The organism is Holophagales bacterium (assembly GCA_016719485.1).
Lineage (GTDB): Bacteria > Acidobacteriota > Thermoanaerobaculia > UBA5066 > UBA5066 > UBA5066.
Genome location: JADJZB010000009.1, coordinates 80,428 through 97,484, shown reverse-complemented (window position 1 = coordinate 97,484; position 17,057 = coordinate 80,428). Strand labels below are relative to the sequence as shown.

The 17,057-nt window shown below is 72.1% G+C and carries 13 protein-coding genes and 1 pseudogene; 7 read left to right on the top strand and 7 right to left on the bottom strand.

Annotation, left to right across the window (positions count from 1 at the left end):
- The first annotated feature begins 72 nt into the window (after positions 1 to 72).
- The 3 genes from IPN03_08160 (at position 73) to IPN03_08150 (ending at position 3,342) form a co-directional block, all read left to right on the top strand.
- Entirely contained in the window at positions 73 to 1,041 is a 969-nt protein-coding gene (locus IPN03_08160) for a 1-acyl-sn-glycerol-3-phosphate acyltransferase (GenBank protein ID MBK9373698.1), read from the top strand.
- A complete protein-coding gene (locus IPN03_08155) occupies positions 1,038 to 1,832 on the top strand; it encodes a DUF1295 domain-containing protein (GenBank protein ID MBK9373697.1) in 795 nt (264 codons plus the stop codon). The genes IPN03_08160 and IPN03_08155 overlap by 4 nt, the downstream gene beginning before the upstream one ends.
- A gap of 76 nt (positions 1,833 to 1,908) precedes the next feature.
- On the top strand, positions 1,909 to 3,342 hold the full coding sequence (locus IPN03_08150) for an SDR family oxidoreductase (protein ID MBK9373696.1): 1,434 nt from the start codon (positions 1,909 to 1,911) through the stop codon (positions 3,340 to 3,342).
- 67 nt (positions 3,343 to 3,409) lie between these two features.
- Here IPN03_08150 and IPN03_08145 read toward each other — a convergent pair whose 3' ends face one another.
- Positions 3,410 to 3,805, bottom strand: a complete 396-nt coding sequence (locus IPN03_08145) for a hypothetical protein (protein MBK9373695.1) — start codon at positions 3,803 to 3,805, stop codon at positions 3,410 to 3,412.
- 363 nt (positions 3,806 to 4,168) lie between these two features.
- Here IPN03_08145 and IPN03_08140 point away from each other — a divergent pair, with 363 nt between their 5' ends.
- Complete coding sequence (locus IPN03_08140; GenBank protein MBK9373694.1) at positions 4,169 to 4,618, top strand: NUDIX hydrolase; 450 nt, start codon at positions 4,169 to 4,171, stop codon at positions 4,616 to 4,618.
- Between the two features lie 61 nt (positions 4,619 to 4,679).
- Positions 4,680 to 6,194: pseudogene (locus IPN03_08135) on the top strand (cryptochrome/photolyase family protein).
- Positions 6,195 to 6,204: 10 nt separating this feature from the next.
- On the opposite strand, the gene IPN03_08130 reads toward IPN03_08135, so the two are convergent.
- From IPN03_08130 to IPN03_08120, 3 genes are all read right to left on the bottom strand, one after another.
- Positions 6,205 to 8,625: an FAD-dependent oxidoreductase gene (locus IPN03_08130; protein ID MBK9373693.1), complete on the bottom strand. Its 2,421-nt coding sequence runs from the start codon at positions 8,623 to 8,625 to the stop codon at positions 6,205 to 6,207.
- Positions 8,626 to 8,677: 52 nt separating this feature from the next.
- Positions 8,678 to 9,688, bottom strand: a complete 1,011-nt coding sequence (locus IPN03_08125) for a hypothetical protein (protein MBK9373692.1) — start codon at positions 9,686 to 9,688, stop codon at positions 8,678 to 8,680.
- 175 nt (positions 9,689 to 9,863) lie between these two features.
- Positions 9,864 to 11,321, bottom strand: a complete 1,458-nt coding sequence (locus IPN03_08120; GenBank protein ID MBK9373691.1) for an MFS transporter — start codon at positions 11,319 to 11,321, stop codon at positions 9,864 to 9,866.
- Positions 11,322 to 11,463: 142 nt separating this feature from the next.
- On the opposite strand from IPN03_08120, the gene IPN03_08115 reads away from it, so the two are divergent.
- Both IPN03_08115 and IPN03_08110 read left to right on the top strand, forming a co-directional pair.
- Positions 11,464 to 12,468, top strand: coding sequence for a LysR family transcriptional regulator (locus IPN03_08115; GenBank protein ID MBK9373690.1), 1,005 nt, complete (start codon positions 11,464 to 11,466; stop codon positions 12,466 to 12,468).
- Between the two features lie 22 nt (positions 12,469 to 12,490).
- Positions 12,491 to 14,503, top strand: coding sequence for a glycosyltransferase family 39 protein (locus tag IPN03_08110; GenBank protein MBK9373689.1), 2,013 nt, complete (start codon positions 12,491 to 12,493; stop codon positions 14,501 to 14,503).
- Positions 14,504 to 14,535: 32 nt separating this feature from the next.
- On the opposite strand, the gene IPN03_08105 is transcribed toward IPN03_08110, so the two are convergent.
- Genes IPN03_08105 through IPN03_08095 form a run of 3 tightly spaced genes read right to left on the bottom strand, consistent with a single transcriptional unit; the run spans position 14,536 to position 17,049 of the window.
- Positions 14,536 to 14,973 carry a BLUF domain-containing protein gene (locus tag IPN03_08105; protein MBK9373688.1) on the bottom strand — a complete coding sequence of 146 codons (438 nt, stop codon included), beginning with the start codon at positions 14,971 to 14,973 and terminating at the stop codon, positions 14,536 to 14,538.
- Positions 14,974 to 14,984: 11 nt separating this feature from the next.
- Positions 14,985 to 15,716 (bottom strand): GTP cyclohydrolase I, encoded by a 732-nt coding sequence (locus IPN03_08100; protein MBK9373687.1) that lies wholly within the window; start codon positions 15,714 to 15,716, stop codon positions 14,985 to 14,987.
- Between the two features lie 25 nt (positions 15,717 to 15,741).
- Complete coding sequence (locus tag IPN03_08095; GenBank protein ID MBK9373686.1) at positions 15,742 to 17,049, bottom strand: SpoIIE family protein phosphatase; 1,308 nt, start codon at positions 17,047 to 17,049, stop codon at positions 15,742 to 15,744.
- Between the last annotated feature and the right edge of the window lie 8 nt (positions 17,050 to 17,057).

The following is a 17,057-nucleotide window of genomic DNA, read 5'->3' as shown; positions in this document are numbered from 1 at the left end:
GGGACGAGTCGCTCCTGGCGGTCTGGGCCCGGCGAGCGGTCTCCGTTCCGGTCTACCTTCCTTCTGGCCGCCGTGGCGTTCGTCACGGCCCCGCTCTGGGCCACCGCAGGATTCGTCTGGGATGCGCTCACGGGCGCCGCGCGCCGGCGGCCGCGGACCCGCGCTCTCGCGTTCTTCGCGCTCTACCTCGGATGCGAGGCGGCCGGCATCCTCGCAGCGACGGGCCTCTGGATCGTCACCCTCGGCGGGCGCGCCGGCGGACCCGGGCGCTGGATCGAGCTCAACGCGGCGCTCCAGCGACGGTGGGCGGACGCGCTCTTCTCCGGGAGCCTCCGGCTCTTCTCGATGAGGGTCTCGACCGAGGGGCTCGATCTGGCGCAGGGGGGGCCGTTCCTCCTCTTCGTGCGCCACGCGAGCCTGGCCGACACCGTTCTCGCGGCCGCGTTCGTCGCGAACCCCGGCCACCTCCTGCTCCGCTACGTCCTGAAGCGCGAGCTCCTCTGGGACCCCTGCCTCGACATCGTCGGCCGACGCCTCCCGAACGCCTTCGTGAAGCGCCGGGGGCCCGGCCTCGACGCGGAGGTCGCCGCGATCGCCGGCCTCGCCCGCGGGCTCGACGCCCGCTCGGCCGTCCTCATCTACCCCGAGGGGAAGCGCTTCAGCGATCAGAGGCGCGCGGCGGCGCTCGCCGCGCTCGAAGAGAAGGGTCCGGACGACCTGGCGACCATCGCCCGCGGGTACCGGAACGTCCTGCCGCCGCGCCTGCGCGGACCGCTCGCGCTTCTGGACGCGGCGCAGGGGATCGACGTGTTTCTTCTCGAGCACACCGGCTTCGAAGGAGCCGCGACCCTTCCGCAGTTCTGGCACGGAGCACTCGTCGGCCGCACGCTGCACGTCCGGCTGCGCCGCTTTCCGGCCTCCGCCATTCCGGCCGACGGACGCGATCGGTGGCTCTTCGAGAGATGGGCCGAGATGGACGACTGGATCTCGGAGGCCAGCGGGACGACAACCGCGGATCCCGGCGTAAGGAGCGACGCGTGACATTCGACCTCGTGGCCTGGAATGCGGCTCTCGTCCTCGTCCTGATGACGGCGCTCTGGGCCGTCAGCGTGTTCCTGAAGGACGCCAGCATCGTCGACCCCTGGTGGTCCATCGGCTTCCTCCTCGTCGCCGCGAACACCGTGGCGCGGACCGGCCTGACGCCGGCCAAGGGGCTCCTCCTCGCCATGGTGGGAGCATGGGCGGTCCGCCTCTGGCTCTACCTCCTGGCCCGGAGCCGGGGAAAGGCCGAGGATCCGCGCTACGCGGGCTTTCGCAGGAAGTACGGCGTCGACCGGTACTGGTGGATCAGCTTCTTCCAGGTCTTCGTCCTCCAGGGCTTCCTGATCGTCCTGATCTCGGCACCGCTACAGCTGGCGGGGTCCGCGCGCGAGCCCGACCCGATCTCGTTCACCGACCTCCTCGGTCTCGCGCTCTTCGCCGTCGGCCTCGCGATCGAGGTCGTGGCCGACGCGCAGCTGAACGCGTTCCGCGCGGCGCGCGCGCGCGGCGGTTCCGGCGCACCGGGACCGGTCCTCGACACCGGGCTCTGGCGGTACAGCCGCCACCCGAACTACTTCGGCGAAGCCGTCCTCTGGTGGGGCTTCTTCCTCTCTGCCCTCGACGAGCCGATGGGCTGGGCGACCGTCCTCGCCCCCGCGCTGATGACGTTTCTCCTCGTGAAGGTCTCCGGGGTCGCGATGCTCGACGCCCACATGGCCGCGACGCGGCCCGAGTACGCGGGCTACATCCGGAGGACCTCGGCATTCGTTCCGAGGGCTCCGCGTGAATGAGCCTCCGCGTTTCCCGGGCCCGGAGGCCGAGTACGATGCCAGCGTGCCGGATTCGCCGAGAGATACCGAGGCCGGGTTGATCCTCCTGACGGGCGCGACCGGCTACGTCGGCGGCCGGCTCCTGCGCGCGCTCTCAGAGCGCGGCCACCGCGTGCGCTGCCTCGCCCGGCGGCCGGAGAGCCTGACCTCCCGGGTCCCCGAAGGGACCGAGGTCGTCCCCGGCGACTGCCTGCGGCGGGAGACGCTCGACCCGGCGCTCGCGGGAGTCCACACGGCGTACTACCTGGTCCACTCGATGGCGGCGGGCGCCGCGTTCGAGGAGCAGGACCGCCTCGCTGCCCGCAACTTCGGCGAGGCGGCCCGCGCCGCCGGGGTGCAGAAGATCATCTATCTCGGCGGCCTCGGCGAGTCGGGGGCGGGCCTCTCGGCCCACCTCCGGAGCCGCCAGGAGACGGGCGACGTGCTCCGGTCCGCCTCGGGAATCCCGGTCGTCGAGCTGCGCGCCTCGATCGTCCTCGGCTCGGGGAGCCTGTCGTTCGAGCTCATCCGGTCGCTCGTCGAGCGCCTCCCCGCCATGATCTGTCCCCGCTGGGTGGAGACGAAGGCGCAGCCGATCGCGATCGAGGACCTCGTCGCCTACCTGCTCGCGGCCCTCGACCTGGACCCTGGCGAGGGGCGCACGGTGGAGATCGGCGGCGCCGACCAGGTGACGTACGGCGACCTCATGCGGGAATACGCGGCGCAGCGGGGCCTGAAGCGCTGGCTGATCCCGGTGCCCGTCCTGACGCCCCGCCTGTCGAGCCTCTGGCTCGGACTGACGACGCCGGTCTACGCGCGCGTCGGGCGCAAGCTGATCGAGGGCGTGAGCAACCCGACGGTCGTCCGGGACGACACGGCCCGCCGGCTCTTCCCCGCGATCGTGCCGATGGGCCTCCAGAGGTCCATGGAGCGCGCCCTCGCGAACGAGGACGAGGAGTTCGCCGCAACGCGCTGGTCCGACGCCCTCTCGTCGGCCGGCACGGCGCCCGGCGGCTACGGCGGCCTCAGGGTCGGCGCCCGGCTCGTCGATTCCCGCGTGGTGAGGGTCGCGGCCACGGCGGCGCAGGCGTTCACGCCGGTCCGCCGGATCGGCGGCGAGAGCGGCTGGTACTACGCCAACTTCCTCTGGCGCCTCCGCGGCTTCGTCGACCTCCTCGTCGGCGGTGTCGGCGTCCGCCGGGGCCGGCGCCACCCGGAGACGCTCGCCGTGGGAGACGCGCTCGACTTCTGGCGGGTCGAGGCCTTCGAGCCGGACCGGCGGCTGCGCCTGGCCGCCGAGATGAAGCTCCCCGGAAGGGCGTGGCTCGAATTCGAGGTGAGTGAGGACGGGAGCGGATCGACCATCCGGCAGACCGCCGAGTTCGACCCCGCCGGACTCGCCGGCCTCCTCTACTGGTACGGCGTCTACCCTCTGCACGTCCTCGTGTTCAGAGGGATGCTCCGGGAGATCGCCGCGCGGGCGACGCGCTGACCGGGAGGGCATCGCGCCCGCCGCTGCGCGGGCGGCGCGCCCTCCCGGCCCCGGAACAGGGCATTCCTTACCGGGCGAGCGCGACGACGGTCGTGGCCTGCGGGACGGCCGCCATCGTGGCGGGCGCCTCGCCCGCGGAGAAGCTGTAGCGCCAGGCGCCGAGAGAGAGGGTCCGGACGGCCCAGTCGTGGGAGAGCGTGCCCGAGGTCTCGAGCTCTGCGAGCTTGAGGGAGGCCCGGCGCGCGAGGGCGACGCCGACGACGGTCGAGTTCTCTTCGTCGTAGACCGACACGACGCCACGGTCCGAGGCCCGGAACGCGTACACCCCGGCGGGGAGCTTCACGCTGCCCACCTGGACGGCCTGGTCGAGCCGGAAGACGGCGACGTCGTCGGCGACGGCGGGAACCGCGATCAGCATCGCGAGCGCGGCGAGAAGGAACGACTTGCAGAGGAGAGTTTTCATTTGGATGCCTCCCATTTGTACGTTGCCTGGGGATGTAGGGGCAGAGACCCTGCATGTCGAGATGGACTCGAGCCGCGGGCTGCCGGTTTGTCGAGATTGATCAGGGTTTGTGTCGTTCTGTCGCACCGATCGTCGTAACGAACCACCTCCCATGGGCCGGAGGGTCGACCAGGCTCGGGTGCGGCCGGGTGCCGGGTTACCTGAGCTGGACGTTCACTGCTACGGGCGGTCTCAGAAAAGGTTCGCCAGGGCGAATCGATGTGACAGAAGTGCCCAAGTCGGCCTCCAAACGCCGGTGCCGGGCATCGAGCCGGGCGTGCAGCAGGCCGCAGATGCCTAAACTCTCCGCCGGAGGAGACCGCCATGCCCTGGAACGTCACCGTCGCCGCGATCGTCGAACGGGCCGGTCGATTCCTCGTCGTCGAGGAGCTGGACCCGGGACACCCCGGCCCCGTCTGGAACCAGCCGGCAGGACACGTCGACCCGGGCGAGGCGATCCTCGACGCCGTCGTCCGCGAGGTACGCGAAGAGACGGGACTCCCGTTCACGCCCGAGAGCCTCGTGGGCGTCTACCAGCTCCTCTCGAGGAGCGGCCGCGACTTCTGCCGCTTCTGTTTCGCCGGCACGGTCCCGGAGGGCGTCGAGGCGCATGCCGAGGACCCGGAGGAGATCCTCGCCTGCCGCTGGCTCACGCGTGACGAGATCGCGGCGGGACGCCCCCGTTCGAGCGTCGTCGTCCGCTGCATCGACGACTACCTCGCGGGCGTGCGCCTCCCGCTCGGGGCGGTGACGCACTTCCACGCCGACCGGTGAAGGCGCCCGGGCCGAGCCTCGAAACGAGCCTCTGGCGCCGGTCTGGCGGAGAATCCCTTCGATGAGGGAACCGCGGAACCTCGTCGTCGTCCTCGGGGACCAGCTCGACGCGGCGTCGGCCGCTTTCGACGGCTTCGACCCGGAACGCGACCGGGTCTTCATGGCAGAAGTCTCCGCGGAGGGCGAGCAGGTCTGGTCGCACAAGGCGCGGATCGCGCTCTTCCTCTCGGCGATGCGCCACTTCCGCGACGACCTTCGCGCGCGGGGCTTCGACGTCGCGTACGTCGAGCTCTGCGAGTCGACCCTCGGGACCGAGCTCGCGAGAGCCGTCGAAAGGCTCCGCCCGGAACGGGTCGTCGTCGTCGAGCCGGGCGAGTGGCGAGTGCGGGAGGAGCTGCTCCGGGCCGTCCCCGGCCTCGAGATCCTCCCCGACCGGCACTTCCTCTGCCCGACCGAGGAGTTCCGGGCGTGGGCGAAGGGGCGAGAGCAGCTCCGGATGGAGCTCTTCTACAGGGAGATGCGGAAGAAGACCGGCATCCTGATGGAGGGCGGGCTCCCCGCGGGAGGAGCCTTCAACTTCGACGCGTCGAATCGCGAGAGCTTCGGCGTCCGGGGTCCCGGGCCGGTGCGCGCTCCCCTTGCCTTCCCTCCCGACGCGACGACGCGCGAGGTCCTCGACCTCGTGGGCCGTCGCTTTCCCTCGCACCCCGGGAGCCTCGACCGCTTCGACTGGCCCGTGACCCGCGCGGAGGCGCTCCGGGCCCTCGACGACTTCCTCGCGCACCGCCTCCCCTCCTTCGGCCGCTACGAGGACGCGATGTGGGCCGGCGAGCCCGTCCTCTTCCACTCGCGCCTCTCCGCCGCGATGAACCTGAAGCTCCTCGACCCGCGGGAGGTCCTCCGCGGGGCGGAGGCGGCGTGGCGGACGGGCGCGGCGCCGATCGAGTCGGTCGAGGGGTTCGTGAGGCAGGTCCTCGGCTGGCGGGAGTACGTCCGCGGGGTCTATTGACTCCGCATGCCGGAATACCTCTCCGAGAACGCGCTCGGCGCCGACCGCCCGCTTCCCCCTTTCTACTGGACGGGGGAGACGGAAATGGCGTGCCTGGCCGACGTCCTGGGCCAGACGCTCGATCTCGGCTACGCCCACCACATCCAGCGGCTCATGGTGACGGGCCTCTACGCGCTCCTCCTCGGGGTCCGTCCCGTCGAGGTCCACCGGTGGTACCTCGCGGTCTACGTCGACGCCGTCGAGTGGGTCGAGCTCCCGAACGTGATCGGGATGTCGCAGCACGCCGACGGCGGCTACATGGCCAGCAAGCCGTACGTCGCGACCGGGAAGTACATCCAGCGGATGGGGAACCACTGCCGCTCCTGCCGGTTCGACCCCGCGAAGGCGACGGGCGAGGAGGCCTGCCCGTTCACGACGCTCTACTGGGACTTCCTCGCGCGCCACCGGGCGTTCCTCGCGAAGAACGCCCGGATGCTCCTGCAGCTGAAGAACCTCGACCGGCTCCCCGAGGAGACCCTGCGCGAGATCCGGCAGCGCGCCGCGTCGCTTCGCGCTTCGGCCGCCTGACGGCCGGCTGTCAGGCGCGCGCCCGCACCTTTCCGTGCGAGGCAGAACCGAGGAGCCTCCCTGCCGCCGCGAGCCCCGCGAGGACGGCCCGCTCGAGGCCGGTGTTCCCGGTCGGCGGCACCGCTTCGACCTGCCCGAACGCGTCGCCGGCGAAGAGGAGCGGCGCGCCGTCGAGATCGACGAGCGGGACCTCGCCGGGGAACGGAGCCGACGGGCGGGCGTACCGCCACCGCTTCAGGTCCCTCTCGACGACCGCGTCCGCGCCGAGGCCGAGGGCGCCCAGGGCCGCCGCCTCGAGCGCGGCGGCCGTCTCCTCCGGCGGGGCTTCGAAGCGCTCCGCCGCGACGCTTTCGCGCGCATAGACCGAGAGGCGCGACGGGCCGCCGTCGCGCGCGTTCTCGACGATCCGCGCGACGGGGCCGCCGTCGCGGAGGGCGAGGAGGCCCGCGGGCGGAATCGCCGCCGCGCGCCGGTCGAGGCGGAGGAGGAGGACGAGGCCCGGGTGATAGGCGACGGCCGCGAGCGCGGCGTGGAGGTCGTCGGGGATCCGACTCGCGAGGCCGCCGCGGGAGAGGAAGTCGAGCGCCTGCGGGACCGGGGGTGTCAGGATCGCCGCCGCGCCCCGCAGGGTTGCGCCGTCCTCGAGGACAAGGACGAAGCCGTCCTCGTCGCGCGCGAGGGAGACGGCCTTCGCGCCGAGGCGCACGTCGAGGCCGCGCGCGAGGTGCTTCGCGAGGGAGGTCGCCGGGCCGCGGACGCGGAAGGCGTTCGCCTCGCTCCCGCCCCCGGGCGCGGCCTCGACCCGCTCCACGAGCCCGTCCGCCTCCCAGGTCGCGAGGCGCCGCCGGAAGGAGGCCGTCACCGGCTCGAAGAGCGCCGCGCCGTGGTCGAACGAGCCCCCGTCGCCGAGCCGCCGCGTCGCGAGCCGGCCGCCGGCGCCCCGCCCCTTGTCGACGACGGTGACCTCGAGGCCGTGGTCGGCGAGCGTCCGCGCGGCGAGGAGCCCCGCGGCCCCGGCGCCGACGACGAGGACGGGCGAGGGGTTGCCGCGCGGGCGATTCACGGCGCGAGCGTACCGCTCGAGGCCGAGCCTCATCGCGTGCTCCTCCGTCGGGCGCGGCCTCACGAGGCCGAGGAGGGGACGCTCCGGCGGAAAGGGGCGGTCGAACTGCCCGAGGCACCAGAGGATGCCGCCGTACGACGACGGGTCGCGCCCGTCGAGCGCCCAGCGGTGGTTCAGCTCCTCGGCGAGGGCGAGCGCCTCCTCCGGGCTCCGCGTCCACTCGAGGAGCTTCTTGCCCCAGGTCATCCTCACGTTGTTGTGGAGCTCGCCGTGCGCGACGAGCGAGCGCTGCGCGAGGTCCCAGAGCGGGTCTCCCGTGGTCCCCAGCTCGATGGCCTCGCGGGGCGGGAGGTCGCGCGGCGCGGCCTGGGCCCGTGCGAGGCTCTCTCGCGCCCACGCGGGGAGGGCGGAGACGCTCGCGTGGTCGCCGCGGTGGAAGCAGAAGCTCCACGCCAGCTCGCGCCAGGTGAGGATCTCGTCCAGGTACTTCGCCGCTCCCGGGCCTCCCGCCGCGCGCGCCTCCCGGGCGATGCGGGCGGCGGAGACCATGCCGAAGTGGAGGTAGGGCGAGAGGCGGGAGACGCCGTCGAGGTCGGCGGCGTCGTTGCGCGCCTCGGCGTAGCGCGCGAGCCCCGTCTCGCGGAACGCCCTCCAGCGCGTGCGGGCCGCGGCCTCCCCGCCCCGAAGGCCGGGGACGGCGCCGACGCCGTGGTCGATCGCGCAGGAGGCGACGAGGGAGGGGATACCCTCCTCCGATACGACGAGCGGCGCGAAGCCCGCGTCGCCGGCCCACGGCGGCACGACGGGATCGACCCGCGGGAGGGGCGCGTCGAGGCGCGCGAGGCGCTCGCGCTCCGTGTCGGCCCGGAAGGCGAAGGCCCGCTCGTACGCGCGGCCGACGAGGCGCATCGGGAAGACGCACGCGGCGTCGACCGCGACGACGGGAACGCCCGCCTCCTCGGCGAGCCGTGCCCGCCGCCGCGCGAAGCCCCCGGCCGGGAAGTCCTCCGTCACGACGAGGTCGGCGCGCCGGGCGAGGTCGAGGAGCGCCCCCGAGGGGTCTCCCGGCCCGCGCTCGAGGCGGAAGAAGTGCCTCACGCCCCGGGCCGCGAGATCCCGGGCGAGACCCGGGACCCCTTCGAGGACGAACCGGAACCGGCGGTCCGTCGCCCACCGCGCACGCCAGGTCAGGTCCTGGTAGACGACCACCGGCAGGTGGCGCGCGTTCGCCTCCGCGATCGCGACCTCGAGGGCCGGGTTCTCGTCGACCCGGAGAGCCGTGGCAGCCCACCAGAGGACGAACTCCCCCCGCCCCTCCCGCCGGGCGTCGTTCAGGGGCCGGATCCGTTCGGCGAGGCGCTCGTCCATAGACCGCTCTACGCCGCGCGATGGCACCGGGGATCTCGAGCGCACAGCCCTCTCATTGGCCCGTCGCCGGCGGCGGGAGTGGCCCAGTGGCCCGCGGCAGTCCCGGCCGGACCGCTGCAACCGGATCGATCGCGTGCGCCGCGCCGTTCCGCCCCTCCTCGTCGGCCGGATCGGAGAGGACGTCCCCCGTCCGCAAGGAGAGAAGAAGGAGAAACGCGAGGGCGGCGAAGGCGGGCCAGCCGAGGAAGAGCCACTCGAGGGCCCGGCGGTGCCTCTCGGCCGGGAAGGTCCGCTTCCAGGCCCACGCGACGTGGACGAGGAGCGCCGCCCCACCCGCGGCGAGCGCCGGCGGCAGGAGGTCGCGGGCAGCCCAGAGGGCTCCGGGGGCCGCGTACGCGACCGCCACGAGAATCATCAGGGCCAGCGGATAGACGATATAGGTGGCGACCCGCGCTGCAATCGCGCGACGCCACAGGAGCGCCGTCTCCCACGGTTCGACACGGACCCTCCGCATCGCCACGACGAGCGGCTCCAGCCACATCGCTGCTTCGTGAGCGCTCGTCTCGGCGTCGCTCTCGGCCATGCCGAGCGTCGCGAGGTGAATGTGGAGGCGCCCGTCGGAGCAGGAGATCGCCCTGAGGCGTGCCCCGCGCTCCTCCACCCGGGCGAGCCCCGTCGCGAGCCTCGCCCGGAGCCCCTCCGTCCCCTCGAGGAGCCGCGCGGCCAGAGGGTCCTCCGCGTCGAGGTAGAAGGCGTCGTCGAAGGGCGCGTGCGAGAGCTGCGGCTCCCTCGCGAGCCGGAGCGCCTTGGCGAGCCGGTCGTAGAGTCCTTCCCTCCGGAGGATGAAGCGAAAGGCCCGCGGCACATCGAGGCAGACGCAGACCGAGACGACCCTGCTCTGGTTCCGGTTGACCTGCAGGCGACCCGGCTCGCCCCCGACGCGCCGGTCCACCGGGTCCCGGCCGTTGCGGCAGTCCCACGAATCGGCCAGGAGGGCGCCGAGAGCGAACACGACGAGCGGCAGAACGAACAAGAAGAGGATGAGCAGCTCGAATTCGTCCACGCTGTCGTCCCCCTCCTCCGGCGCACGGTGCCCGGTCTCGAATGGTGTGTGCACGCCGGGCCTCCCCGACCCTGTCCGCAATGTGCGCGGACCATAGCAGAGGGCGGGGCGGCGGCCGGAGCCGGCGCACCGGTGCGTTTCCCGACGGGCGTTCTCGCCGTCTTCCCTGGCGGCCTCATGACGTCTCCGGGGCCGGCGAAGGCTCCGCCGCGGGCGCCCGGCTCAGGAACGCCACGGCGAGGGCGACCACGATCAGGACCGCGGCGACCGCGAACGTGGCCCGCATGCCGACGGCGACGGCGGCGGGGTGCGCGACGGTCAGGTCGGCTGCTCCCGACGCCTTCGCGAACACGGAGCCCATCACGGACGCGCCGGTGATGAGCCCGAGGTTGCGCGACAGGTTGAGCATGCCCGAGACCACGCCTCGCTGGCCTGCCTCGACGTCGGCCATGACGGAGGTGTTGTTCGCCGTCTGGAAGAGCGCATAGCTGGCGGTGATGACGACGATCGGAACGATGTACCCGACGACTCCGATCGCCGTCGGCATCATCGAAAGGGCGGCCGCGCCGGACACGATTCCGACGAGCCCCGCAAGCGTCATGCACGGCGCGCCGAAGCGATCGACCGCGCGACCCGCTGGCACGCCGGTCATCGCCGCGGCCAGCGGGCCCGCCGACAGGACGATCCCGACCATCGCGGCGTCGAGCCCGAGCGCGAGAGAGAGATGGAACGGCCCGACCACCATCGTCGCCATCATCACCGTCGCAACGAGCGCGCTCATCGCGAAACCGGCGCCGAGCGCCGGATTGCGAAGCATCGCCATCCGGACGAGCGGCGCCTTCGCCCGCCCCTCGGCGAGCACGAAGAGGACGCCACCGAGCACCGCGCCCGCCAGGAGCGCGGCGCTGCGCCGGCTGAAGCCGCCTCGCCCGGCCGTCATCGCGAGCGCATAGCACGCGAGCGTCAGGGCGAGCACCAGCGTGCCCGTGGAGTCGAAGCCGGCCCGATCGCCCTTCGCCACGCGACGATCGACCGGCAGGAACCGCCGCGCCATCACGAGAGCGGCGGCGCCGAGCGGAAGGTTGACGAGAAAGATCGCGCGCCAGCCGAGCCCGGCGATCAGAAGGCCGCCGAGCGAAGGGCCGAGCGCCGTGCCGACCGCCGACATCGTTCCGAGGAGCCCCATCGCGGCCCCGGTCCGCTCCTTCGAGACCGTTTCGCCGACGAACGCCATCGTCAGCGCCAGCATGATCGCCGCTCCGAGACCCTGCAGCGCCCGCGCTGCGACGAGCATCCAGAGCGCGGGCGCGAGGCCGCACAGAGCCGAGGCAGCGGTGAACACGACGATCCCCGCGCTCAGCAGCCTCCTGCGGCCGGTGACGTCACCCAGCCGCCCGACGCTGACGACGAGCGTCGTCGTGGCGATGAGATATGCGAGAACGACCCACTGGACCGCGTGGAACGGCGCGTGAAACGCACTCGCCAGCGTCGGCAGCGCGACGTTGGCGATACTCGTTCCGAGAGACGACAACAGCATCGACAGCGAGAGGCTCGTGAGCGCCCATCGGACCGAGGGCCGTCGCTCCGCGGCCTCCTTTGCCGCTGCGTCCCGTCTGTCGTCGATCGCGTTCATCACGAACCCCCTCTTCTTTCGGCTCCCGAGGCGGAGCTGCGATCAAAGTAGGGGCTGTTCGCGTATGGCGGAAGACGCACCATTTGCACTCCATGAGTGCACCGAACGCCATGTCATCCCCAGGCCGTGCTAGCTTCGGAGCATGTCGACGCCCGACTTCAACCTCCTCGGCACCCTCGATGTTCTGCTCGCCGAAGGGAGCGTCGCGCGCGCGTCCAGAAGGCTCGGGCTCAGCCCCTCGGCGATGAGCCGTGCGCTCGCGCGGCTGCGCCTGGCGACCGGCGACCCGCTTCTGGTCCGGGCGGGCCGCGGCCTCGTTCCAACCCCCCGGGCGCTCGAGCTCCGCGATCGGGTCGGCCAGCTCGTGCAGGACGCGGAGGCGGTGCTGCGCCCGGCCGGGAACATCCGGCTCGACGCGCTGGAACGGAGCTTCACGCTGAGATCGGCCGAGGGCTTCGTGGAGAACTTCGGCGCGAGCCTCCTCGCGCGCGTCGGAGCGGAGGCTCCCGGGGTGCGGCTGCGCTTCGTGCAGAAGCTCGACAAGGACAACGTGCCCCTTCGCGACGCGAACGTCGATCTCGAAACGGGCGTCGTCGACGGCGCGACCGACCCCGAGGTGCGCGTGCAGGCGTTGTTCCGCGACCGCTTCGTCGGCGTCGTCCGGGCAGGGCACCCGTTGTGCAGGGGGAGGATCACGCCGGCGCGGTATGCGGCGGCCCGGCACGTCTTCGTCTCCCGGCGGGGCCGGAGCACGGGCCCGATGGACGACGCCCTGAAGCGGATCGGGCTGGAGCGCGAGATCGCCACGGTGGTCGGCGGCTTCTCGACCGCGCTGGCGCTGGCGCGCGCGACCGACCTCGTCGCCACGGTCCCCGAGCGGCACACGGGCAGCCTGCGCGAAGGCATGCACACCTTCCCGCTTCCGGTAGCAACCCCCGAGTTCACCGTCTCGATGCTGTGGCACCCGCGGTTTCAGGCCGATGCCGCGCACCGCTGGCTTCGCGGCTGCGTGAAGGAAGTGTGCGAGGAGCCGCCGCATCGGGCGACGCCTCCGCCCCCGCTTCATGCATCCTCGAAAGCTCCTCGGTCCCCTGTGCACCGCCGCCCGGCAGACCGTCCGCCGCTCCGGAAACGAGGGCGATCGTGAGTCCCTCCGCTAGACTCCTTGCGTGAGACGGCGGAGCGCCCCGGCTCGACGAGCCTCGTCCGACGTCGACCACGCCCCCTCTCCCCGGACCACGATGCCGGTTGCGCCTCTCCTCGTCGCGTCGGCGCTCGCCCTCGCGCTCCTGGCCGGCCTCGGCGACAGTGTCACGTTCGACGAGGGCGTCCACATCGCCTCGGGCCTCACGGCCCTGGGCCGCGGAGACTTCCGCCTGAATCCGGAGCACCCGCCCCTCGCGAAGCTCTGGGCGGCAGTTCCGCTGATTGCGGCCGGGATCCCCGCTCCAGCACCCGGAACCCGGGGTTGGTCGGAAGGAAACACCCTCGAGCTGGCGCGGGCGTGGCTCACCGACCAGGTCGACGGCGAGCGCGTCGTCCGCCTCGCACGCCTTCCGATGCTCGTCGTGCTCGGAGCCTTCCTCTGGGTCGTCTTCTCGAGCGTCCGCACCGTCCTCGGCTCGAACGCCGCCTTCCTCGCCCTGTTCGCAGCGGCGTTCGACCCTCTCGTTCTCGGCCACGGCCGCCTCGTGACGACGGACCTCGCGGCCGCGATCGCCATCCAGGCCTCTCTCCTGTCGCTGGCTCGCTTCCTGCAGAAGCCCGGCGTTGCAAACGGGCTGCTCTTCCTCCTCGCGCTCGGCTTCGCGAGCATCACCAAGTACTCGTGGGTCGTCGCCGTCCCCGCACTGGCCAGCATGGGAATCGTGTGGGTACTTCAGCGGGAAGCCTCGGCCGAGGGCACGGGCGAGGCATCGCTCGCCGCTCCCGGGCGTCGACGGGATCGCCGAATCGTTCTCCTGGGGGGGCTCGCCGTCGGAGCTGTGGCGGCCGTAGGCGTCGCCGTATGGGGCATCTACGGGTTCCGGTACGAGCCCTACCGCGGGAACGACGCTCCCACGGCCCTCCTGCGGCGCGACTCGAACTCCGATGGCCGGTTCGCGGGAAACCGCGAGGAGGGCTGGAAGATCGTCCAGGAGGACTGGGCCACGGGGATCCGGCGGCGAGGAGCGCTGCCGCGCGTCGTCGAGTTCGCACGCGCCCGCCGGGTGCTCCCCGAGCCCTACCTCTACGGCCTCTCCTACGTCGACAAGTGGTCCCGCCAGCGCATCGCATACCTCAGGGGCCAGCTCTCGACGAAAGGCTGGGTGTCGTATTTCCCCGTGGCCTTTCTCGTGAAGACGCCCGTCGTCACGCTCGTTCTCCTGGGCCTTGGAACCCTGGCGATCCTCGGGCGGCGGGTCGCGGTCGAACCGAAGGGGCGACTCCTGCTCCTCGGGATGTCGGTCTTCTCCGTCACCTGGCTGGTCCTTTCGGTTTCGGGGGGGCTCAACATCGGCCTGCGGCATCTCCTCCCCGTCTACCCGCTCCTCTTCCTCGTCGGCGGCGCGGCCGCCGCGTTCGCGGGCGCGCCGCGTGCGCGGCTCCTCGCCGTCACGCTCGCAGCCCTTCTCGTGGTCGAGACCCTCTCCGCTTTTCCGAATCACCTCGGCTTCTTCAATCGTCTCTCGGGGGGGGCGGCGAGGGGCAGGGCGTGGCTCGCCGACAGCAACCTCGACTGGGGTCAGGACCTGCTCCGACTCAGGGACTATTGCCGCGAGCGTCGCATCGACGAGATCCACCTCGCCGTCCACCCGTCCACCCCGATGCCGAAGTCCTTCCGGCCGGCGTTCGTCCTCGCAGCGTCGCCCGGAAGCCGCCTCTCACCGCTCACGCCAGGAACCTACGTGGTGAGCGTCAACACGCTCCTGGGGCTCTGGGAGCCGATGGTTCGGGACGAGACCTGGAGTGACCCGGGGTTCCTCGAGAACGCGCGACGCGCTCTGGGATGGGCGTCGTCTCCGCCAGAAGCAGGCGTGCCGGCCAGGCTCCTCGCCCGGGCGCGCGAAGACGCCGAGGTCCTGCACCACGCGCGCCTCGTGAACCGGCTCCGCTCGCGGCCGGAGGACGGCCGCATCGGTACGTCGCTCCTCGTCTTCGAATTGACGGCCGACGACCTTCGCTCCCTCTCGACGTTCTAGTTTCCGCGGTCGACACCCGCCCGGGCGCGGTGTCAGGCGCCGTCGCGGCTGACGATCGCCGCGCTGGCCATCAGCTCCTCGAGGAGCGCGAGAGCACACTTGCCGCTCATCTGGAACGGGTCGAGGACCGGCGTCTCCGAGAACCTCAGGACGGTGCCGCGGTTGACCCGGTTCAGGTTCACGTTCCCCATCCGCCAGGTCGCGAAGCGCCGCTCGCCGATCTCGGCGTAGTCGAGGAGGGTGACGTCCGTGTGGCGGGGATCGCGCAGGATGCGGCCGTAGAGCTCGTTCACCGCGGCGCGGCCCCCCTCGAGCACCTGGAGGAAGACGTTCCCCTCGGAGGAGGTGCAGAGGATGCCGGTGAGGCCGTGGGCGGCGTTGTACGCGTGGGCCTTCTCGAGGATCGAGGCGACGAGCGCTTCGTCGACCGGGGCGTTGGCGCGGCTGGCGTAGAGGAGGCGGACGAGCATCTCTTCTCTCCCTACTTCGTCCGGCCCGCCAGGAGCGAGAGGAACTCGCGCCTCAGGTCGGGGTTCTTCAGGAACGAGCCGCGCATGACGCTGTTCGTCATCTTCGAGTCCGAGTCCTTCACGCCGCGCCACTTCATGCAGTAGTGGTCGGCCTCCATGACGACGGCGAGGCCGTCGGGCTGCATCTTGTCCTGCAGCAGCTCGGCGAGCTCGGTGATCGCCTCCTCCTGGATCTGCGGCCGGGCCATGACCCACTCCACGAGGCGGGCGTACTTCGAGAGGCCGATCAGGGCGGAGTGCTCGTTCGGCATCACCCCGACCCAGATCCGGCCGATGATCGGACAGAGGTGGTGCGAGCAGGCGCTCCGCACCATGATCGGGCCGACGATCATCAGCTCGTTCAGGCGGCCCACGTTCGGGAACTCGGTCACCGGCGGCTGCCCGCCGTAACGGCCCGCAAAGACCTCGTTCAGGTACATCTTGGCCACGCGGCGGGCCGTGTCCCTCGTGTTGTGGTCGCTCGCGGTGTCGATGACGAGCGCCTGGAGGACGCCCTCGATCTTCTCCGCGACTTCCAGCCGGAGCAGCTCGAGCTCCCCGTCCTCGATGTAGGCGGCGATGTTGTCGTTGGCGCGGAAGCGGCCGCGCGCCTTGCGGATGCGATCCCGGATGCGGTCGGCGACAGGTGTCCGTCCGTCTGCGACCCGGCTCGCGGGCTCTATCGCCCCGGCCTGATTCGACATGGGCTCGATCTCCTGTGGAAAAAGGCTACCACGTGCTCGCGGGGCCCCGTTCCCGCCCGGAGCCGGGACGCTGGGCGACCCTCTCGATCGCGAGGAGCGAGACGTCGTCACCGGGACCGCCGTCCGACCAGTTCCGCACGGCGTGGGCGAGAAGCTCTAGCCCCTCCCGGAGGGGCAATTCCCGGGTCCGGTCAATCTCGGCCATCAGCCGCGCCGGGCCGAACTCGACCTCCGAGGCGTCGAGCGCTTCCGTGACGCCGTCGGTGTAGAGATAGATGCGATCCCCCGGCGCGAGGGAGACGGTCTCGTCCCGGTACGACGCGCTCTCGATCATCCCGATCGGCAGGCCGCGCCCCGGCAGCTCCACGGGCGGTGCGCCCCGGCGCAGGAGGAGCGGTGGCGGGTGGCCGGCGACGACGTAGCGGAATCGCCCTTCCAGGTCGTCGTAGGCCCCGTACACCAGGGTGAAGTACTGCCGCGTCCGCTCCATCGGGAACTGGCGGTTGAGGCGCCCCGCGAGCCTCGCGGGAGAGACGGTGGCCGGGCCGTCCCCTGCGTCCTCGACGAGGAGGGAGCCTTCGCGGGAAGGAGCCAGCAGGTGGTTCAGTGTGAACGACAGGAGGGCGGCCCCCACGCCGTGCCCGCTGACGTCCGCGAGGTAGAGCCCCACCGAGCCGAGGGGGAGGGGGACGACTCCCATCGCGTCGCCCGCGAGCTCGGTGCAGGGGTGGAACGCGCGGGCGACGCGAAGACCCGGGAGGTGCATCTCCGGCGGCGGGAGGAGGGACTGCTGGACGCGCGCCGCCAGCTGCACCTCGTGCTCGAGCGCCTCCTTGGCGTGCCGCAGGCCCTCCTCGGCGTTCCTTCGCGCCGTGACGTCCGACTGGATCCCGATGAAGTGCGTGGCCTCTCCCGTCTCGTCGCGAACGGGCGTGATCGACAGCCGGTTCCAGAACGGCGTCCCGTCCCTCCGGTAGTTGAGGATCTCGACGACGCACTCGCGTTCCCCCGCGACGGCGGCGCGGATCCTCTCGACTGCGGCCCGATCCGTGTCGGGTCCCTGGAGGAACCGGCAGTTCCTCCCCAGCACCTCGGCGGCGGGGTAGCCCGTCACGCGCTCGAAGCCCTCGTTCACGTAGATCAGGGGACGGTCCGGGAGGCGGGCGTCGGCGATCGTGACTCCCTCCGCCGCCACGTCGAGGGCCCGGTCCTTCAGCGCGAGCTGGTCTCCCGGCGCCCTTTCCCGGAGGAGAGCCGCGAGGTTCGACGTCCCGGCGGTTTCCGATGGCTGATTTGAGATGCGCGCCCCCTGCTCCCGATCCGCCCCGATCATAGGCGCGG